At 44.9% G+C, this 18,989-nt stretch carries 18 protein-coding genes; 2 read left to right on the top strand and 16 right to left on the bottom strand.

Annotated elements, in window-relative coordinates:
* Window positions 1-55: 55 nt before the first annotated feature.
* The 8 genes from AB1I50_RS10175 to AB1I50_RS10140 all read right to left on the bottom strand — a co-directional run bounded on the left by AB1I50_RS10175 (window position 56) and on the right by AB1I50_RS10140 (window position 5,546).
* Window positions 56-1,015, bottom strand: a complete 960-nt coding sequence (locus tag AB1I50_RS10175) for a helix-turn-helix transcriptional regulator (RefSeq protein WP_407723911.1) — start codon at window positions 1,013-1,015, stop codon at window positions 56-58.
* Window positions 1,016-1,610: 595 nt separating this feature from the next.
* Window positions 1,611-1,856: a TOTE conflict system archaeo-eukaryotic primase domain-containing protein gene (locus AB1I50_RS10170; protein WP_407725338.1), complete on the bottom strand. Its 246-nt coding sequence runs from the start codon at window positions 1,854-1,856 to the stop codon at window positions 1,611-1,613.
* Window positions 1,745-2,140, bottom strand: coding sequence for a hypothetical protein (locus AB1I50_RS10165; protein WP_407725351.1), 396 nt, complete (start codon window positions 2,138-2,140; stop codon window positions 1,745-1,747). Before AB1I50_RS10165 ends, AB1I50_RS10170 begins: the two co-directional genes overlap by 112 nt.
* Before the next feature lie 73 nt (window positions 2,141-2,213).
* Window positions 2,214-2,555, bottom strand: coding sequence for a nucleotidyltransferase domain-containing protein (locus AB1I50_RS10160; protein ID WP_138156499.1), 342 nt, complete (start codon window positions 2,553-2,555; stop codon window positions 2,214-2,216).
* A gap of 230 nt (window positions 2,556-2,785) precedes the next feature.
* Complete coding sequence (locus AB1I50_RS10155) at window positions 2,786-3,667, bottom strand: DUF5131 family protein (protein ID WP_407723910.1); 882 nt, start codon at window positions 3,665-3,667, stop codon at window positions 2,786-2,788.
* A 90-nt stretch (window positions 3,668-3,757) separates the two neighbouring features.
* Window positions 3,758-4,576, bottom strand: coding sequence for a HipA domain-containing protein (locus AB1I50_RS10150; protein ID WP_407723909.1), 819 nt, complete (start codon window positions 4,574-4,576; stop codon window positions 3,758-3,760).
* Window positions 4,573-5,136, bottom strand: a complete 564-nt coding sequence (locus AB1I50_RS10145) for a helix-turn-helix domain-containing protein (protein ID WP_407723908.1) — start codon at window positions 5,134-5,136, stop codon at window positions 4,573-4,575. The genes AB1I50_RS10150 and AB1I50_RS10145 overlap by 4 nt, the downstream gene beginning before the upstream one ends.
* Before the next feature lie 146 nt (window positions 5,137-5,282).
* On the bottom strand, window positions 5,283-5,546 hold the full coding sequence (locus tag AB1I50_RS10140; RefSeq protein ID WP_407723907.1) for an alpha/beta-type small acid-soluble spore protein: 264 nt from the start codon (window positions 5,544-5,546) through the stop codon (window positions 5,283-5,285).
* A 14-nt stretch (window positions 5,547-5,560) separates the two neighbouring features.
* On the opposite strand from AB1I50_RS10140, the gene AB1I50_RS10135 reads away from it, so the two are divergent.
* On the top strand, window positions 5,561-6,697 hold the full coding sequence (locus AB1I50_RS10135; RefSeq protein WP_407723906.1) for a hypothetical protein: 1,137 nt from the start codon (window positions 5,561-5,563) through the stop codon (window positions 6,695-6,697).
* Window positions 6,698-6,808: 111 nt separating this feature from the next.
* Here the strand turns inward: AB1I50_RS10135 and AB1I50_RS10130 are convergent, their stop codons facing one another.
* The 7 genes from AB1I50_RS10130 to AB1I50_RS10100 all read right to left on the bottom strand — a co-directional run bounded on the left by AB1I50_RS10130 (window position 6,809) and on the right by AB1I50_RS10100 (window position 16,640).
* Window positions 6,809-8,872 (bottom strand): leucine-rich repeat domain-containing protein, encoded by a 2,064-nt coding sequence (locus AB1I50_RS10130; protein ID WP_407723905.1) that lies wholly within the window; start codon window positions 8,870-8,872, stop codon window positions 6,809-6,811.
* 380 nt (window positions 8,873-9,252) lie between these two features.
* Window positions 9,253-9,516 (bottom strand): alpha/beta-type small acid-soluble spore protein, encoded by a 264-nt coding sequence (locus tag AB1I50_RS10125; RefSeq protein WP_407723904.1) that lies wholly within the window; start codon window positions 9,514-9,516, stop codon window positions 9,253-9,255.
* 185 nt (window positions 9,517-9,701) lie between these two features.
* Complete coding sequence (locus AB1I50_RS10120; protein WP_407723903.1) at window positions 9,702-13,022, bottom strand: ABC transporter permease; 3,321 nt, start codon at window positions 13,020-13,022, stop codon at window positions 9,702-9,704.
* A gap of 19 nt (window positions 13,023-13,041) precedes the next feature.
* Window positions 13,042-14,262, bottom strand: a complete 1,221-nt coding sequence (locus AB1I50_RS10115) for an ATP-binding cassette domain-containing protein (protein WP_407723902.1) — start codon at window positions 14,260-14,262, stop codon at window positions 13,042-13,044.
* A 38-nt stretch (window positions 14,263-14,300) separates the two neighbouring features.
* Window positions 14,301-15,923 carry a PP2C family protein-serine/threonine phosphatase gene (locus AB1I50_RS10110; RefSeq protein ID WP_407723901.1) on the bottom strand — a complete coding sequence of 541 codons (1,623 nt, stop codon included), beginning with the start codon at window positions 15,921-15,923 and terminating at the stop codon, window positions 14,301-14,303.
* On the bottom strand, window positions 15,916-16,347 hold the full coding sequence (locus AB1I50_RS10105) for an ATP-binding protein (RefSeq protein WP_407723900.1): 432 nt from the start codon (window positions 16,345-16,347) through the stop codon (window positions 15,916-15,918). The genes AB1I50_RS10110 and AB1I50_RS10105 overlap by 8 nt, the downstream gene beginning before the upstream one ends.
* On the bottom strand, window positions 16,344-16,640 hold the full coding sequence (locus AB1I50_RS10100; protein WP_407723899.1) for an STAS domain-containing protein: 297 nt from the start codon (window positions 16,638-16,640) through the stop codon (window positions 16,344-16,346). The genes AB1I50_RS10105 and AB1I50_RS10100 overlap by 4 nt, the downstream gene beginning before the upstream one ends.
* 265 nt (window positions 16,641-16,905) lie before the next feature.
* Between AB1I50_RS10100 and AB1I50_RS10095 the strand changes: the two genes are divergently transcribed.
* Window positions 16,906-18,123, top strand: coding sequence for an MATE family efflux transporter (locus AB1I50_RS10095; protein ID WP_407723898.1), 1,218 nt, complete (start codon window positions 16,906-16,908; stop codon window positions 18,121-18,123).
* A gap of 226 nt (window positions 18,124-18,349) precedes the next feature.
* Here AB1I50_RS10095 and AB1I50_RS10090 read toward each other — a convergent pair whose 3' ends face one another.
* Window positions 18,350-18,958 carry a helix-turn-helix domain-containing protein gene (locus AB1I50_RS10090; RefSeq protein WP_407723897.1) on the bottom strand — a complete coding sequence of 203 codons (609 nt, stop codon included), beginning with the start codon at window positions 18,956-18,958 and terminating at the stop codon, window positions 18,350-18,352.
* Window positions 18,959-18,989: the final 31 nt, after the last annotated feature.

Raw genomic sequence — 18,989 nt, 5'->3', positions numbered from 1 at the left:
ATTGTATTTATTCCGTACCCCATTGAACGCTATCAATTTTATAACAATATCCGGATCACTTATCCTGCTTATCCAAATGTGAGGCACAGTATCTGCAGCGGAACTCAAATGGCGTTGCGCCATATTTTGCCTTAAACGCAGCGCTGAATTTTGTGTGAGTGGAGTAACCGACACGCTGAGCAATTTCTCCGATTTGATAATCGGTTTCGCGCAGCATTTCCTCGGCGCGCTCCATACGCACTTTTATTTGATATTCCTTTATTTCGTAACCGTACACGCTAAAAAAATACTTATTAAGCGTGGTACCGCTTATTTTAAATTTTTCAGCAAAACACTTGGTTGTCCATGGCTCGTTATAGCGTTTTGTTAAACAGTTCATAATCTCCTCTGCAATTTTCAGCTGAGATTTTTTTACTAACCTGCGGCTTCCCGAATTTGAAGTGCTGATATCATCTATATAATGCAATCCAACTTCAATCACTTTTATCAAAATCATGTCCTGACTCTCGTTTGAGAAGCACATGCCTAAAAGGGTCTCCACCGCACGGCGAGTCAAGTTTGACTGTCGGAAATAAAACAGGGAATCCTTTTTTTCTTTATTCAAGCCCAATTTTCCCACTTTATCTTTCAAACGCGAATAAATACTATCACCCTTAGGCATTTTATCTAAATATAATACAGTTACCAAGCCGAGATAATCAGACGAAACATCAAGAAACGGATAATCGTCTAATCTCCGTTCTGCAACTCCATCGCGAGGATTAAGCACCTTGATGCAGTTGTCTTTCTTATGCTTGTATGTACCCGATAAGCATACGGCAGAAAGAATAAAGTGACCCCGTGATAAATTATTCATTATCAGTCTTTTTACTTCCTCTTGTATTCCGCACATTATATCACAGGCAAAGATATGAACTCCTTCCAAAGGACAATACACAACTATTCTTCCGCCGTTTTTCAGCGATATCTCAAGCCTGCGGTTATCCTTATCGTTAATTACATCGTTATATGTCAAATACTCAATACCTCCCAATATATTACACGATAACAATGAATGTGCTTGCAATTTCTTATATTGTAAATAATAGCACTATTTTAATACTTTTGCTATCCCGATTATCAATTTTTATTCCATCTGCATAATGGTTTGTAAAATTTTCTTATTATTTTGGCTTTATTCGAAAAAAATCAGTACAAAAGGACATGAAATAATTGTCTTGTCTCGTTTTCAATTTTCAAAATTACCGTTTCGCTGATTTCTGTGATGTCTGCACCTGCAATGTGCGCTCGTAGAATCACCCTATTGCTTAACACGACAGTGTTTCGGCGGCAAATGTATTTCTTTTGGTTTTTCTGCTTTTAGCACAAAAAAACACGAGAGGTGATGAAACCTCCCGCAAACGGTAAATCATTTAATTGACATCATAGCCACATTCCAACAAAAGGATTGTGCACCGATAAAATTTCATTTACAACCCAAACTACTGTCATTTCTTCACCCTGAAATTATCCGAGTAACAGCCCGCGTATTCCTTTGAGTCAAAAGTAATCTTGACGGGCTGATAGTACACAAAATCTTTGACGTTCGACTTTCTTAAGCAGCCATGAGATCACCCCTCACACAGCCCCTCATAATAGGTTTTCTCACTATCGGAGATTATTATATTCTCATTTGATAATCTAACAGGAATGCTGATAAAAAATTCTTTACACCGTTGAATGCTGATTTGATTTTTTTCTGTTGTCAAAATCGCACTGCCGAGCTTCCGCGCGATTGCCGCCGTAACAGATTCTTCAAAAAACAGCCAATCATGTGCACCGTTCCCTGAACGGGAACGCTCAACAAATAACGGTATATCGAACTGTCTGCACACGGTTCTGACAGCGGTGACATCATCTTTCCGGTTTTCCTGCCGATAAATAAGGATTTGAACAACGCTATTTTCTTTTCGGGCGATGCGTATTTATTAAACGCAGGTTCTTCGCGTTTTGCATTTTCAAGCCAAGCTTCAACCGGGCAGATAAAAGAACAGCCGTGCTCGTCCTCGAAGAGCACAGCTGTCCTGTTGGTTATCATATCTGTTTCGGTTTTGATAAAGCGATATTCTTTTCCGTTAATGATAGCTTTTTGATTCATCATTTTTCCTTATTTGCTGTATTCAAGTTTTTTTGCTATTGCTAACCGGTGCTTTGAAAGGGCTATCATGTTCTCACTAAGCAACCATCAAGCCCTCTTTCATGACATTCTGATAGAAAGGTAATACACCCAGATACTTTCGGAAAGTATCCGCGTCCTTAATCAACGGCGTGATTTGAACATCATACGCAAGTCCTAATTCAGAGGACTTTTCTGTGATGGAATCTCTGTATCTCCACAAATTCTCGGGAGCGATCCCCTTTACCAAAATCATCATATCCACATCAGAATCGGGCGTATAATCGCCGCGCGCATAGGAGCCGTAGAGGATAACGGAATCAAGATGCTCACCGAAGGTCTCCCTCGCTGTTTTAGCTATTTCGGATAGAATTATCTGCAATTCACTTTTTGAGCACATAGGAACACTCCTTTCTCTTTGATAGTTTGATTATAGCATACCCAAATTTATTTGTCTATCTTTCTTTTGATTTTATACCGCCAACCCGTATTGATATGTAATCCTCTCAACCTGTCCCCTTTCACGCCACGAGCTCCGCATAAAATCTGTTTGTCGTACATGCCACATGACGTTGAAAATTGGAAAAGCTTACGAGAAAAGGAATAAAAAGGTATTTATTCAGCAATGGATCAACCGCTGCATGCGCCGCAATCAAAGCAGCCGTTGCAAAGGATTTTAAAGGAACAGGTGTCGCATTTTTTCGACCAATGCGGTGTATATAAATCTTTCTCCGGGATCAGATTTCCGGAGCTGTCCCTGAGTGCAAAGTGCAGTTTTCTGCCCTGATAGCTCAAGCCTGAACGAAATGCCTGCAGGTTCTGCAGGCGTTTGCTTTCGATTTTGTACTCCCTGCCGTCCTTGATAAAGGTCGTTCCTGTTTCCATGAAACAAAACGTAATATCACGCGACGTGCATTCTTCTCTCAGCGCCTTTACCCAATCAAAATCACATGGACGTGCGCCGCCGTAGTTTTCTCCGCCGCAGGCGACCTGCTCGATCTGTCCGCTGTCAAGGTATTTGCCGATCGTGACAGCTTCCAACAGCGGAGCGCAGTACACGCCCTTGTGCTTAAAAGGCAGCTCCAAAAGCAGCGGAATCCTTTCGTCTGCCCTGCGCTGCGTTTCGCATGTCACGTTCAGAAAGATATTATCCCAGCCGTCTCCCCAATCCTCCGGCAAACATTTTCTGATCCTTTCCGGTCTTTTGGTCAAAAGAAGAAAAACTACGTCACATCTCTCGCGCATGATATTCCACGCTTCGTCCCGCCATTCATCCGCTTCCTCCAGAAAGAAATCAGAGGTCATGCAGACGCTGAGCATTTCGCCGCTTTGTATCTTATACTGTTTTTTTCTGTCCCTCGACAATGGATATTTGAATCCGGTCTTTGTTTTATAGATCTCCGCAGCGTTCTTTCCCCGGAGCCTGTCCGAATAGTATACATAGCAATTCTGACAGCCTTCACTGCATTTGATACATCCGTGCCATGGATTCCAGTTACTGTGCATTGCCATTTTAGTGCGTCCTTTCCAGAAACAATAGTTGCGCCCGTATTGCAAGGTACAGCTATTTTTTGTTCTTATTATGCTTGACCGGTCTATAATTTATTTTGCAAACATATACCGGTACTTATGCTTTTGATGATAGAGCAGGTCTTTCACTCTGGTGATGATTTCGTCAGAATAGTATTCGCCGACTTCATCAAAAGCCTGCTCAATATCCTGATTTGTAAAATGCAGTTCTAAATGATTGCCGTATAATTCCTGCGCCGCATCAAGTTGTATGTCAAAATCGCGGTCAAAGGGTTTTGCGTGGATTTTGTTTATCAGTTGATATATGTCCTCGCCCATCGGATAATCTTCGGTCGTATCGGCGAGCAGTGACAATCCAAAATCAAAATACGGACAGAAACGGTACTCACCGGTATCGTCATTCAGTATAAAGGCGATGTTATTCGTGTGCCTGTCCTCGTTGAGGAAGAATGCGTCAAGTTCCAGCATCGTTGTGAGATAAGCGCCGGCGTTTTCCAAATTGGTTACTTTCTCAACGAAATCAACAGTGTGTCGGATTTTATCTTTCACAGCCGGATAGCGTGTTAGTTCCTTCGCAAAGGAATTCGCCAACCACTGTTTGGAGAGGTGTTCAAGCGTGACAAGGCTCTCATTTTTTTGACGAAAGTTTTTGGAATAGCAACCGTTCATCTCTCTGCCGTCAAATAAAATGCGAATGGGTTCATAGCTGACAAAATTGCCGATATTGGATTTTTCAAGCAACTTAGAAACAATCACCTCGCACAAACCTTCATAGCCCATGTGGTCTGCCTTGTACCAATTGTTCCTCACAAGCCATTTAAGCTGATTGCCCTTTGATGAGGTGGCTTTGGTATCGATCAGTGAAACGTTATTTAAGTCAATCGTTTTCAAAATGCCAACCTCCTTTTTCTCGTGAAATTGATATACTGGTTATCCTCGGCGGTTCTGCCCTTGTTCAGTTCCAGAATTTGCAAAGGGTCATAGCTATCCACGCCGATTCGCTGTAAAATTGTCTTTTTCATTGCGCGTGAATTTGGAAAACAGCGCTCCTCCAAAAAGCTCTCAAAATCCTCCCATGTCGGGTTTTCGTTCACGCCGAAGGCTCTTTTCATAATGTCATTTGTGCGGTTTATGATTTTGATTTGCTTGTTTTCAAAATCGACATAGATCTCAGTGCAAACCTTCTGTTTGTACATAAAATCCAACCGCATCACATAAGAGTCAGTTAAGGGCTTGTTGAGATACTTTGAGATCGTCTGCCTGCTGACGCCAAAATGCTCCGCTATCTTTTTTGTGCTCATTCCCCTGCCTTGCATTTTTATCGCGTTATCAATATCTTTTTCTGTCAGCGATTTCTTTCTGCCTCCACGCAGACGACCGGCTATTTTGCGCAGTTCGGTTTCGTCATCTGTTCCGAATAATTCAATACATAGCTTGTGATAGTCTTTCATAGCATCACCCGATTATATGTCAATTATCATTCTTTACACTATTATATATTATTTATTTTAAATTGTCAATCATACAAAAGAAAATGGAGCGGGTTTTATCCCGCTCCGAAGTAAGAAAACAGCAGTTGTTTTGAATTTATTATCGGCTAAACAACCAACCCGTATGTATAAACAACTCTTTCAACCTGACCTTTGGATTCCCAGCAACTACGCATAAAATCTGCTTGTCGTACGTGCCACATTACGCTTACCATCTGGTCGCCGACAGAACCTGCCTGACGAGATGTGAGGTCGCCGTTGTAGCCCTGCTTGAGGTTTACGCCTACTTCGTTTGCGCACTCCATCTTAAAACGGTTCATAGCTTCCTTGGCTTCAGGTACGTTGATCTGATTGCTGTTATTTCTTGACATAACTGTTTTTCTCCTTGTTATCTATATTAAGCGGCGGTTTGCCTTCGCAACTTTTCGCCGCAATAGTATTGTTAGGAGAATATTTATTTTTATTGCTTGTAAATTTTGTTAGTTTTGCAGTTGCCATATCATTATTGACAATCAAACGTAATAATGATATAATACGATTTGCAAAAATTGAAAAGAGGGATATAATGTCAGAATACTGGCTAATTCCGATGGATTTTCTTGTATGTAATTTTGATAAATTACAAAAAGAGTATCGGAAAAACGGAAAAATCATGTGGGAGATTCCCGGAAAACCTAAGAAAACACAACAGGGCTTTAGCGTAAAACACTTAATAACAGCAACCACGATCAAGCCTGGCGACATTATTTTTTTCTACGTATGTAATATTCCCACCTATACAAGCACCTCGTCAAAAGCAAGGATATTGCTGCGCGGTGAGGTTTATGACGCTCCTCATGCTGTGCTGCGTCAGGATGTTTATGTTCATGACGAAATAGACAATCATGGCGATGATTGGATTAGTGGTATATCTATCTCTAACTTGACAACCCTCACAAAAAAGGAACTGGAGGATGATCGTGTCTTCAGTAGGAAGTGGCTACAAGAGAATGAACAGGATACGCCGCAGGGTAAGAACTGGCCAAACACCTACAACAATAATTTCAAAAAAGGTGTAATTAAAGAATTAGAAAGCAAATTCAAAACGGCTGGGATTGATCACGACTTTTACGATTTGATTAAACATTTTAATAAACAATGCTTTTTCAGCGGAAAACTGGGTCCGAAAAGTCACCATCTGACCTTCAAACGCAGAAACGGAACCGACTACTATGAAATTCACCACTTCATTCAGCAACACTCCTCCCAAAAGGCAGATGAATTATCCAGCATTGTTTACTCGGAAGAAAACTGCATCTGCTTATGCTCCAACTGCCATAATAAATTGCATTACGGCGATCCTATTGAGATCAATCTTATGTTGGAAGAGCTTTGGAATGATCCTCAAATACGCGATATGCTTCAACGAAACAACTTTAAAGGCAAAATCGGCGCTGCTGATGATGACGAAGCACTATCCTGGATTAAGTGTGTATACAGATCAAATCTTGATCGTCAAAAGAAAGATAATGATAATATATAAAAGTTCTCTCAGTAATGAAGGCTGTCGTACGAGCGGTACGGCAGCCTCCTTTTTATTCAGAAGCAGAGAAAAGCAATCCTGTTCATATTTGTCGAGTCTATCAACCCTCGTTTATTCGCAATCCTCGTCACAATCACTTTCGCAATCGTCATCCGCGTAATGCTCGCCAAAGACGTCCATGCCTTCTTCATAATACGTGTCGTCAAAGAATTCAGACTCGCTCTGTTCGTCGGTTTCACCGCCGGAGGATTCCTCCCAATCATCATCCCAGCCATCAAAGGATTCCAGCGCACGTTGTTCGCTCTGTTCGCCGGTTTCGCTGTCTGAGGATTTCTGCCACTCAAAGTGCCAATCTTCCAACTCGTATTCTTCCTCGTCTTCGAGGTCTTCAAGAATTTCAAGAAGCTCAGCGCAAATTTTTTTGGCAGTATAGGACTCGTTATTATTAAAAGCCTGCAACCACATATTCGTTCTTGTAATTTCTTCCGTGTAGCTCCAGTTCTCCGACAGCCTGCAATAATGCTCAAAGAGTTTTTTCAGCATACCATCATCGCTGTAGCGGCACATCATAGTCAAAAGATCCCGTTCCTGCTCCGGATTTCTGCGCAGCAGCTCCAGCCAATCTTCGTCAGAAACCGAAGCAAACGCCTTCTGAAATTCTTCCAAATCAGACGCTTGACTTGCTGTAAAACAACCCGGCAGCAGGGTGTTAAGCACGTCGCTCCTGATTGCCGACGCAACCACGGAGCGTACAAACTCTTTCGGTATGCGTTCGCCAGAGGTATAGTGCAAATCCGACTCGCCGATCAGCGCCGGGCTGCCAAAGCGGTATGTAAGCAGCCAATCCGCTTCATAAGGAGAAACAAGCAAGCAAACGTAAGGAATTCCGCCGGATGGCTTGCGGCAATATTTTTCAAACAAATCAGCGGCTTTACCGGCGCCGCACTGAAATGCCTCGCGGCAAAGGCTGTCAATAATTTCATCATCATAAAAATCGCCTTCGAACAAGGAATAGAACTCCGGGTCAAGTCCGTAACGATAATATTTGCAGTTAAAAAAGGACAAAAACTCCGCAAGATGAAGCATATCACCGGGAATATGGCGGTATTTCGTGCGAATATATGCAATTGCGTTCTTGCTAATCTCCATATACGGACAGGCGATGTGTTTTTCCTTTACCATTTCCGCCGCGAGAAAACGCGCGGTTTTGTCGTTTTGGAACAGCGCAATGGAAGCGAAATCATTTTCATCGGTCATGCCTTTCCAAACCGAATTGCACAACGTCAGTGCCATGATTGCGTCAAACTGCTCCTGCTGCCTGAGATACCCTTTGGGCATATTCATCTCAGCCGGCAGATAACGGGTAAAATCAATCGGATACCCTTTTACCCTCTCATCCCAATCAGCAAACGCATAGCGCGAAATATTCCGCACGCTGTCGGGCAGCACAACGCTTTTGAGTGGCTTTAATCTGCCGAAAGCAAATGAGCCGATGGTTTCCACGCCATCGGGCACAGCAATGCTTCTGCTTCCGTATTTTGCCCGCGGCGACAGCGCGTGATAATAGGTCACCGGCAGGTGAAGCGGACAGCTTTCAAACGCGCCTGCGTGAATGTCGCAGACAGACTGAGAAAACGGAAAATGCTTCAGCGATCTACAGTTTAAAAACGCAGCGTTCTCCACTGTCTCAAGTCCTTCGCCGCCGTACACCCTTTCAAGTGCCGTGCAGTTTGCAAAAGCGTTTGACTCAATCAGTGTTACCGCAGCGGGAATACGGATTTCTCTCAGCTTTTCGCAACCGGCAAACACGCCAGACTCTATTTCTTCGAGTCCATGCGGAAGGCGCACCCTTTCAAGAGAAGCACAGGCTCTAAAAGCAGAAAAACCTATCGTTTTTACGCTGTCCGGCAAGTAGATTTCAGACAGCTTCTCACAGCCCTCAAACGCTCTTACGCCGATTTTCACAATATCTCCGCGCAAAATCACCTGCCTGAGCTCTTTCATATCCTCAAAGGCACCGATTTCAATATAGCTGCATCCCTTCACAATCACGCAAACGCAGTCCGGGTTTTGCTTGAGCTTGTCAAAATCGTCGCTGTCTGTGATGATGACAACATCCTCGGAAAGCGGCTCGGGCTGAGCATTGGTATTCATTTTCGATTTAAGTGTTAACATAACAAATTCTCCTTTGAAATAAAGTATTGTCATGTCAAAAAAGCGCTTTGTTTGACTGCCCACATCATACCAAAACAGAGTTGCTCCACGCAAGAGAAAGAGTGAAAAACTTTTTTTACGGCAAAAAGTTTAGGCAGTTCAACGAAAACCTGATTAGTCTTTGCTTTCCGTTTGGGCACTGGGTCAAAAAATTTGAGTTGTTTTTGACTTTATTTGACTTTATAGCTTGGATTTTTTTACTGTATAGCCGAAGCGTATATAATACACACAAAAAATCTAACCCAACAAAACGGAACCTTCTGCATTCCTGCATACATGACGTTTTGCTTATAAACAATGCAGCAGACACAAATCAAGATTCGATTTGTGCCTGCTGCATTTTATACCGCCAACCCATATGTATACACAACGCGCTCGATTTGCTTCCTTGAAGTCCAAGAACTCCGCATAAAATCTGTTTGTCGTACATGCCACATGACGTTTACCATCTGGCCGCCGACAGAACCTGCCTGACGAGATGTGAGGTCGCCGTTGTAGCCCTGCTTGAGGTTAACGCCTACTTCGTTTGCGCACTCCATCTTAAAACGGTTCATGGCTTCCTTTGCCTCAGGTACGTTAATCTGATTGCTGTTATTTCTTGACATAAATGTTTTTCTCCTTGTTATCTATATTAAGCGGCGGTTTGCCTTCGCATTTTATCGCCGCAATAGTATTGTTAGGAGTAAATTCATTTTTATTGCTTGAAAATTTTGTTATTTTATATTTTCAGTAAATAAGGCTGTGACTCAAATGAATCACAGCCTTATATTATTGTTTAAGCTACCGATTATCAGACGTCGGTCAGTTTAAGGTTCTTTACCTTTCTCGTGCCGAACGCGTTGATTGCGATGGAGAACGCCGCTGTAATCGCAGCGCTAATCAGCCATCCTAAGAAGAACGGTGTTCTGACGAACTGGGCGTGCGGCATTTCGATAAACCTGATTACGATATAGCCCATCAAGGCGCCTACGCCGATACCGAGCAGAATTCCGATTATCGAGGTGATTATTGTTTCGGTGTTAAGGTACCTTTTGACCTCTTTGACGGTGAAGCCGTTGATACGCATAATCGTCAGCTCGCGCGTCTTTTGGTTTACGTACATCTTCGTGATATTTAGAAGAATGAAGTATGCCATCAGACCTGCTATCACAAGCAGAAGGATTGCCACCTTGTTGAATACGTTTGTAACAAGCTCAAGCTTTCCTTTGTCCTCGGTTGCAGGAGAAAGGCTCTCGAAGCCCTTTACCTTATCGAGCTTTTCAACCAGCTTTTCCTTATCGGCTCCGTTTAGGAACAGGAAATATGTGTTCATCTCGGGCTTTTCGCCAAAGTACTTTTCATAGGACGCTTCGTTCATAATCATATTGCGGCCCATATAGTTGTTGAACACGCCTGCAACTTTTACATTATTCGGCGCCATGGTGCTGTCGTAGATAATGATTTCGTCGCCCTGGTTCTTGCCCGAGGTCTCGGTGGTTCTGCACTGGATGAACACGCCGTCCGAATCTGTAGGAAGCTTACTGTCCTCTTTCCAAGTCTTAAAGTTATAGAACTCAGAGAGCGCTTCCATATCGCCGCAAATCAGGTCGGTGTACTCTACGTCGCTGCCTGCCTTGAACGCGCGCAATCCGCTCTGCGCCTTAACCCAGGTCGCGCCTGAATCGTTAAGGATTGTTTCAATCTCTTTCTCGGCATTTTCGGATGTGCCGGAGTTAAAGGTCAGCCTTTCATCATATTTTACGATTTCGCCGTACTGCTTGTCACCGACGCTGCTTACACTGCCGCGCAGGGTAAAGCCGATTACCAGAAGCGCACAGCATCCGGCTACGCTGACGGTCGTAACGATAACACGCGCAAGGTCGGAGCGCATATTGCGGAAAATAAGCCTTGAATACAAGCTGCCGCCGCTCTTGGATTTTTTAGATTCTTTCCACGCCTTCGGCTGTTTTTCTCTCATCAAATCCATCGCGGTTGAACGCATCAAACCAAGGCAGGAGATTGTTACCGCAACTATGGCAAGCACAATCGCCAAACCTACGGCGAGCACGGAAGTGCCAACCAGAATTCCTGCCGGTATTGCCCCGATTACATACATATTACTGTAAGAATTGAGCACCACACCCTGGATAACAAAGTAACCTGCGAGGATACCGATTAACGCGCCGGCGATGGTCGCGCTGATTCCAAAGACAAGATATTTTCCCAAAATTTCGCTGTTAAAAAAGCCGAGCGCCTTTGTCGTGCCGACCAGCCTTCTCTGCTCGTCCACAATTCGCTTGATTGTCGTGTAAATAACGAGAGCCGCGATGACAACAAAGAACAGCGAGAAGGTGACGCTCAGGTTGGATATGCTCTTTGCCGAAAGCGAAAGGTGCATATATCCGCCGTTAGAGCCAACATCAAAAACAAACCAGCTGCAGTCCTTGATATCAGCGAGAGCCTTTTTGGCGTCGTCAAGCTTTTGAACATTCTTATTATATTCTGCTAAGCCGTTGTTGTATTCTTTCTCTTTATCGGCAAGGGTATTTTTACCGTTTTCGAGCTCTTTAACGCCGTTATCATATTTTTCCTTATTTTCAGTGTACTTTGCGACTCCGTCATCATACTGACTTTTGCCGCTGTTATATTCTGCGAGGCCGGACTCATACTGCGCCAAGCCCGAGTAATACTCAGCCGCGCCTGCGTCATACTTCGCTTTGCCTTCCTCGTACTGTGCAACGGCGCTGTCATACTTGGCTTTGCCGGCGTTATACTGCGCCAAAGCGCTGTCGTATTTGGCTTTGCCTGCGTCAAACTGCTGCTTACCTTTGTTGTACTCCGCTAAGCCTTGATTATACAGTTCCTCGGCGGCTGCAACTAGCTCATTATAAGCCTCAATCTCCTCAGGCGTATACTCAGCGAGCTCTTCGGGTGTAACGCTCTTTGCTTCCTTCAGCGCCTGTTCGGCTTCGTCGAAAAATTCCTTTACGGATTTGAGCTCGGCTTCAGCCTCGTCGAGCTTTTGCTTATTAGCGTCGAGCTCGGCTTTTGCCGCGTCAAGCTTCTTTTTGTTTGCGTCGAGCTCGGCTTTTGCGACGGCAAGCTTTTGATTCGAGGTGTAAAGCTCATTTCCTGCCGAGTCAAGCTTATCCTTTGAGCTGCTCAGAGTGTCCTCGGCGCTGTCAAGCTTTGACTTTGAGCTGTCCAGCGTTTCCTTACCGTTGTCAAGCTCGGTTTTAGCATTTTTGAGCTTTTCTTCGTTCTCACTTATAGTGCTTTTTCCTTTGTCAAGCTCAGTTTTGCCGTTATCAAGCTTTTCTTTTGCTTCGTCGAGCTTTTTCTGACCGTCATTAATCTCTTTTTGATACTTATCCTTGACCTCAGCGGTGCGGAGCGCCGACCTTTCATCGGCAATCCCGTTAAGGCGTTCCCTGGCGGCGTCGGTTTTCTTTTTATACTCGTCGCTGAAACGGTTCAAGCCCTCGGTAGATTTGAGCACGACCTCGGCTCTCATAAAGCAGCCGTCGAGCTGCTCGTCGTCAAAAGCGTTTGGTGCGACCAAAATGTACCTGTTGCCGGGAGCAAAATCGGGCTTTGCGAGATGATCCGGATGCATAGCTATACCCGTGACTTTATATTCCTTACCCTTCAAAAACTTCGGTGTTTCACCCTGTTCATCGCAGGCGGTGACGGTATCTCCGATTTTATAACCGAGTTTTTCCGCGATAGTCTGCTCGAGAGCACATTCATCGGCTTTTTGCGGCAGCGTACCTTCCGCAATCTCGGGTACGTTAATTTTTTCGCTTACGGAAACGACGTTGACGTTCTCGTGAACATCGCCGTTGCTGACCTTTGCGTTCGCAAAATAGATACCTTCGACATCCTTGACGTCATCCGCCGCCTTGAGCGCGTCGATATCTCCGTTTGTCAAAAGCAGCGACGAGGTGACCTCAAAATCCCTGAAGGACGTTCTTTGATAAAAGCTGTCGCCTGCGTTCCTCATTGACTCGGCGGAGTAGCAAATGCCGAGATAGGACGACGCTGCCATTGCCGCGATGAAAACAACGGAAATCCACGAAAGAAGGTTCTTTTTTATGTTTCGCGTTGCGTCCTTAACCTGTGTTTTTTTCATAATGAACCCCTTTCCCGGCTTACCAGATCAAATCTACAGCGTGAAGCGGGTGCATATTTTTCTTTATGGAAGCGATCTTGCCGTTGCGCACTTTTACAACACGGTCCGCCATCTTGGCAATCTCAACGTTATGCGTAACCATCATAACGGTAGTACCCTGCGTCTTGACGATATCCTCGATGGTCTGGAGAACCTCGATACTTGTGGTATAGTCAAGCGCCGCAGTGGGCTCGTCGGCAAGAATAAGCTTTGGCCTTTTTACGATCGCGCGGGCGATTGAAACGCGCTGCTGCTGACCGCCCGACATCTGTCCGGGATAGTTGTTCTCACGCTGCGACATATTAACCTTTGCGAGCGCCTCCTTGGACGACATCGGATTTTCAGCCAGTTCAGCGATGAACTCTACATTTTCAAGCGCCGTCAGGTTGGGCATAAGGTTATACGACTGGAAGATATAGCCGATGTAGTCGCGGCGGTATTTGGTGAGCTCGTCGTCGGAGGGATGGGAGAAATCCTTTCCCTCAATAGTGAGCTCGCCTGTCGTAAGAAAGTCCATTCCGCCGACGATGTTCATCATCGTGGATTTACCGCAGCCCGACTCACCGAGCACAACGATAAACTCGTTTTTGTATACATCGAGGTTAATGCCCTTCAAAACCTTCAGCGTGGTATCGCCTGTCTGGAATTCCTTGGTGATATTGCGCAGGGTTGCGAGGATTTCTTTTTTCTCCTCTAAATCGACAATAAGTCCTTTTTCGTCAATCGTGATTGCCGCGAGAGAAGCCATACGCTCGCAAAGCTTCATTTCCTCTTCATCATACAGCGTACCGTCGAGCTTGTTGACAATCTGAACGCAGCCGATAATATCGTGTGTGTTGTTGAGCGGCACACAAATCATCGTCTTGGTGACAAGGTCGTTGTCGTCAAAAACAGTGCCGTCAAAACGTGGATCCGTCGCGGCGTCCTCTACGAACATAGACTTACCTGTCTGCGTAACGATACCTTCAATGCCCAGACCGTTCTCCACGCTTATGTTGGAGATGTCGGCAGGGCCGATATGGAAAACAGGCGACAGTCTGTCGGTCTTGGGATCGAGAAGCCATATCGCTCCTGCCTCACTGTTCAGCGTTTTGACGATAATGTCCAAGCTGCCCGACAGCGCCTCCTCCAAGTTGTCTACCTTGAGCAACTGCGCCATGATTGCCCATGACGCTTTTGCGAATCGTTTGTTTTCTGCCATTATCTCTATCCTCCCGAAAGATTTCAGTGTATGTAATGTTATGAAATATCTGTATTGCCGTCTGAACCGTAGTAAGTGAATCCGATCATCGTGATATCGTCAAACTGCTCGGCTTCTCCGACAAAAGCGTTGATACCGTTTGTTACGTTCTCCAGCACCTGCTGCGGAGAAGCGTTTTTATCGTTGTTCAAAACCGTAAGCAAGCGGTCTGTGCCGAACAGCTCGCGTTCGGTGTTCTTTGCCTCGGCAACGCCGTCCGTATAGACAAACAGCCTGTCGCCCGGTTTTAGTTCAAAATCGTGTTCTCGGAACCGCAGTCCCTTGAGCAGTGATACAGGCGGTGAATGTCTGTATTCGACGAGCTCGTATTCACCGTCAGCGCGTTTGAGAACGGGATGTTCATGTCCGGCGTTTGCCGCCGTTCCCTTTCCCGATGAAAGCTCCAGCACCGCAAGCCATACGGTGACAAACTGCTTGGGCTTGATGTTGTTGGTTTCAATCAACTGGTTGTTGACCTTTTCGAGCGCCGCGGACGGGCTGTCGCCTGCCTTAAGGCGGTTTTTGATGAGGATTTTTGAAATCATCATAAACAGCGACGCCGGAATTCCCTTGCCGGAAACATCGGCAATTACCATCGCGAGATGGTCGTCGTCGACGAGGAAGAAGTCGTAGAAATCTCCGCCGACCTCCTTTGCAGGAGTCATGGACGCGTAGATGTCAAATTCCTTCCTGTCAGGAAAAGCCGGAAAAGTGCTGGGAAGCTGAGCCGCCTGAATATCCTTAGCCATATTCAGCTCAGCGCCGATACGTTCTTTTTCTGCGGTCGCGAGCCTGAGCTGACGGATATAATCGCGCAGCTCCACGTTCATTTGCTCAAACGAATCGGAAAGCTCCTCGATTTCGTCGCCGGTATGGATGTCGGGTGAAACGAGCTTCTCCGACTCCAAATCCCCTACCATTTGCTTTGCGGAGGAATTCAACCGCTTTATCGGCAGCAGCACGCCTTTCTTTGTTCTTCTGTAGAAAATTAAAATCGGGATGATACTTGACACGAGTACTATTACCAGCGTGGCAAGGTTAAAATCCACAATCTTTAATATAATGCTTTCGCCCTTGAATTCGGAGGCGACCATAGCGACCGGATTTCCGTTTTTGTCGTAAATCGGTGAAAACGCCGTAACCACCAGATTGTTGGCGCTCTTATCGTCTATGTATACGTTTTCCTCGGATTTACCGGAAAAAGTACTCATCGCGCTTTTCTTGAATTCTCCGTCAAAAGCCTGACGTGAGCCTAACGCATTCCCTGCGGTTTTGTTGGTATCCCAAACGGTCACAAGCTCATTTTCCGACGGCACAAAAACATACATACGGTCAAGCTTGCCTTCCGATTGCAACAGCTTAAGAAAATCACGCATCTGCCCATAGTAGTCGTCCGTTGTTCCGTTCTTGTAATACCCGGTTAACTTTTCGCCGTCGATATACTCGGACGCCGTGTGCGTCAAGGCAAAGGCAGTTCCGTAGTGACTGTCATCAAAGTCGTCGATGTAGCGCCATGTGATACCGATACAGACAAAAATGACGATGAAAATGAGAACAAAAATCAAGCCGAGTATCGCCTTGACCGTCAGCTTTTTTCTTTTTTTCTTCGGTTCTTTACTCATGGGTACTCTCCGCCTGTGAATGGTTTTTCTTAATCGTCAGGACGTTTTTTCCGTCCTGATAAGCGTAGCTGACTTCGTCCATAAACCTCTTGGTTAGAAAAATTCCGAGCCCGCCCTTTTTTGCCAGTGAAAGGGGACGGTTTTTTTCGGGATCGGGCTTAGCCAGAGGGTCAAAGGGCTTTCCGCTGTCGATAAACGACAGCGTGACCGTCAGAGGACTTTCGCACCCGTCCGCGGTTACGGTAATCATACCCGTATCGGGCTTGTATGCGTAGCTTGAGACGTTAACAAAAATCTCCTCGGTGCAAAGCTTTAACTGAAAAAGCTCCTTTTTATCAAAGCCGAGCTTTTCCGCAAAATCAATGACAAAGTCGATTACCTCGTTCAGCCTTGTTTTTTCGGCAGGTATCTCTATACTTATCATTTTACGTCGATAATATCAACAAAGCCTGTTACTTCAAAAATGTTCTTGACTTCATCGTTAGAGTTGATTACGCACATCTCGCCGTTTTCCTGCATAACCTCGGCGGCGCCGAACAGTGCGCGCAGACCTGCGCTGGAGATATAGTCCATTTTTTGAGCGTCGATAACCAGAGATGTAACCCCGTCAAGACATGTTTCGAATTCCTTTTCGAGCTTGGGAGCGGTGTTTGTGTTTAATTCTCCTTCAATGGCAACCGTAAGCTTGGTGCCTTCCTGTGTTTTTGTAATCGTCATCAGATAATTCCTCCTAAAAATTTATGAAATGTTAAAATATTACCAAATTATATAATACCACACTAATCGTGCCAATGCAACACTCGAAATCTATGTTTTCTCCAAAAATCATTACATAGAACACAAAATTTTATTTAAAACCTTTTGAAACATAGTGACAATAATATACAATTAGCAGATAGAAGGTCAGTATAAGCAGGTTAACTCGTCCTCAATACTTACGACAGTAATTGATGTTATCGCGGACGCATTTGTAGTCTTTGTATTGCACGGCGGAATGCTGCAAATCGGCTTGGCTACCTCGCTCGGATATATCGTTCCGTTCTTTGTATGCGCGTCTTTTTACGCAGGCAAAAAGAGCGCGTCTGTTTTTCGCCTGAAGTTCAAGGGCTTTAGCCCAAAGCTGTGCGCTGAAATGATTAGTCTCGGCGCTCCGATGGGCGTTGCAAAGGGCAGCAAAGCCCTGGGCGGTCTCATCATCAACAATCTGCTCACTTCCTTCAATATGCCCTATCTTGTGGCGGCTCACGGCGTATTCGCCCAGATTACCGTATTTGTACGCGCGGCATGGTACGCACCTGCCGATACGCTTATGGCGTTTGCCGGCGTTTTTGTCGGAGAAGAGGACAAAAAATCAATCAAGCTGTCACAAAGAATCTCTCTGATTCACGCGCTGGTTATGTCAAGTGTTGTTACGGTTGTACTGTTTGTATTTTGCGATCCGCTGGCGGCGTTCTTCCTGAAATCTAATAACCCCGAGGCGTTGGAGCTTGCCAAGCAGTGTATAAAGGTTTCTTGTCTGTCATTGCCGTTCCACACGATCGTATACAATTTCAACAATTACCTGATGGGAATAAAACGGCTGCGTTTTGCCAATATATACAGCTTTTTGATTGAATGCGGCAACCTGATTCCTATTACCTTTTTAATGCTGCGCGTTATAGGCTATGAGGGCGCGTTTATATCCAAAATTTTCAATATGGCAGGACTTTCGCTGATTGCCTTATTGTACATATTTTTGAATAGAGAGGGAAAGTCTTTCGGCGATAAAATGCTGCTTATGCCGAGAGACTTCGGCACAACTCCCGATAATGAGATTTCGGTAATAGCCTCATCAACTCAGGAAATTGAGGAATTATCAAAGATTGCGATTGCGTTTGCCATGGAGCACGGCGCGGACAAAAAACGCGCACGGAAATACGGGCTTATCACCGAGGAATTGTCCGTATTTTTAGCGGAGCACGGCTTTAACGACGGAAAAGAGCATAATATTAATATGAGATTGGTTGCAAAGGGCGATGACCTGATTATCCGTATGCGCGATGACTGCAAGCCGATGAATTTAAAGGATTACTACAAGCTTTTACAGGGCAGTCAGGATAAAAAAGAGGAAGAAATAAACCTTGCGATTATCCTCAAAATGGCGAAGGACGTTAAATACACCGCTGCCTTTGGTGCAAATAACCTGATTGTCAGGGTTTAACAGTTTTAAGGCAACACCGCACAATTCAAGGCGCACGGCTTGCTTGAATATTATTCCGTCAGCTTGCCCAAAAAATCTCGTCAAGGCGTCAGCCTTACCTTGATTTATTTGTACAACCTGACAAAAAATCTTGCTGCGCAATCCGCACACCTGAATTATGCGGTATTGCCTTAATGCAAATAAAAGCAGACGTCACGCGGCGTCTGCTTTTTAGATTTAAGATTTATTATTTTTTGAGAACCTTTTTGTTCCATGTGGTTTTTCCGCATTTCGGGCACTTCATATAACGCGTTCTGCCCATATGCGGCGCCCAAAGCACACTGCCGAAGGTGGGAATATAGCGGTGTCCGCAATCGGCGCATTCGTAATAGCCTGCGGTCTGCTCAATTTTAAGCGCAAAAAACAATCCCACTAAGCACGGGACTACTCCCGCGATAATCAAACAGATTCTCGCCCAATCGGGCATATCAAAAAAGCTTGCGGCAAAGGTAAAGCCAAGTAAGATAATCACTGATAAAACGCCGATTAAAATTTCAAGCGCGAGCAGATTTTTGTCTGCCTGCTCCTTTTGCTTTGCCATTTCGATTAACAGTTTTTCGGATTTTTCCCTGTAGTCCTCCATTACTACAACCTCCCCGTTAAACAAATCGTTGATTGTGATGTTCAGCAGCCCGCACAGCTCAGGCATAATCGCAACGTCGGGCAGGGATTTTCCTGTTTCCCATTTTGAAACCGCTCTGTCGGTAATTCCGAGCTTTTCCGCAAGCTGCATTTGCGTCATATTATTTGCCTTTCTGCGCTGCGCGATAAAGCGTCCGATTTTCACCTGATCCATATTTCTGCCTCCTTTCACTTTAAATTATAGT

The sequence above is a fragment of the Ruminococcus sp. NATIVEDY161 genome (assembly GCF_045819895.1).
Lineage (GTDB): Bacteria > Bacillota > Clostridia > Oscillospirales > Acutalibacteraceae > Ruminococcoides.
This window is presented reverse-complemented; position numbering and strand designations above follow the sequence as displayed.

Excerpts from the sequence above, each read along its gene's own strand:
- AB1I50_RS10160 (WP_138156499.1), bottom strand. The coding sequence starts at position 2,555 with ATGTGCTCAAAAAGTGAATTGCAGATAATTCTATCCGAAATAGCTAAA.
- AB1I50_RS10140 (WP_407723907.1), bottom strand. The coding sequence starts at position 5,546 with ATGTCAAGAAATAACAGCAATCAGATCAACGTACCTGAAGCCAAGGAA.
- AB1I50_RS10100 (WP_407723899.1), bottom strand. The coding sequence starts at position 16,640 with ATGACGATTACAAAAACACAGGAAGGCACCAAGCTTACGGTTGCCATT.
- AB1I50_RS10105 (WP_407723900.1), bottom strand. The coding sequence starts at position 16,347 with ATGATAAGTATAGAGATACCTGCCGAAAAAACAAGGCTGAACGAGGTA.
- AB1I50_RS10120 (WP_407723903.1), bottom strand. The coding sequence starts at position 13,022 with ATGAAAAAAACACAGGTTAAGGACGCAACGCGAAACATAAAAAAGAAC.
- AB1I50_RS10165 (WP_407725351.1), bottom strand. The coding sequence starts at position 2,140 with ATGATGAATCAAAAAGCTATCATTAACGGAAAAGAATATCGCTTTATC.
- AB1I50_RS10130 (WP_407723905.1), bottom strand. The coding sequence starts at position 8,872 with ATGTTAACACTTAAATCGAAAATGAATACCAATGCTCAGCCCGAGCCG.
- AB1I50_RS10125 (WP_407723904.1), bottom strand. The coding sequence starts at position 9,516 with ATGTCAAGAAATAACAGCAATCAGATTAACGTACCTGAGGCAAAGGAA.
- AB1I50_RS10115 (WP_407723902.1), bottom strand. The coding sequence starts at position 14,262 with ATGGCAGAAAACAAACGATTCGCAAAAGCGTCATGGGCAATCATGGCG.
- AB1I50_RS10145 (WP_407723908.1), bottom strand. The coding sequence starts at position 5,136 with ATGAAAGACTATCACAAGCTATGTATTGAATTATTCGGAACAGATGAC.
- AB1I50_RS10090 (WP_407723897.1), bottom strand. The coding sequence starts at position 18,958 with ATGGATCAGGTGAAAATCGGACGCTTTATCGCGCAGCGCAGAAAGGCA.
- AB1I50_RS10110 (WP_407723901.1), bottom strand. The coding sequence starts at position 15,923 with ATGAGTAAAGAACCGAAGAAAAAAAGAAAAAAGCTGACGGTCAAGGCG.
- AB1I50_RS10155 (WP_407723910.1), bottom strand. The coding sequence starts at position 3,667 with ATGGCAATGCACAGTAACTGGAATCCATGGCACGGATGTATCAAATGC.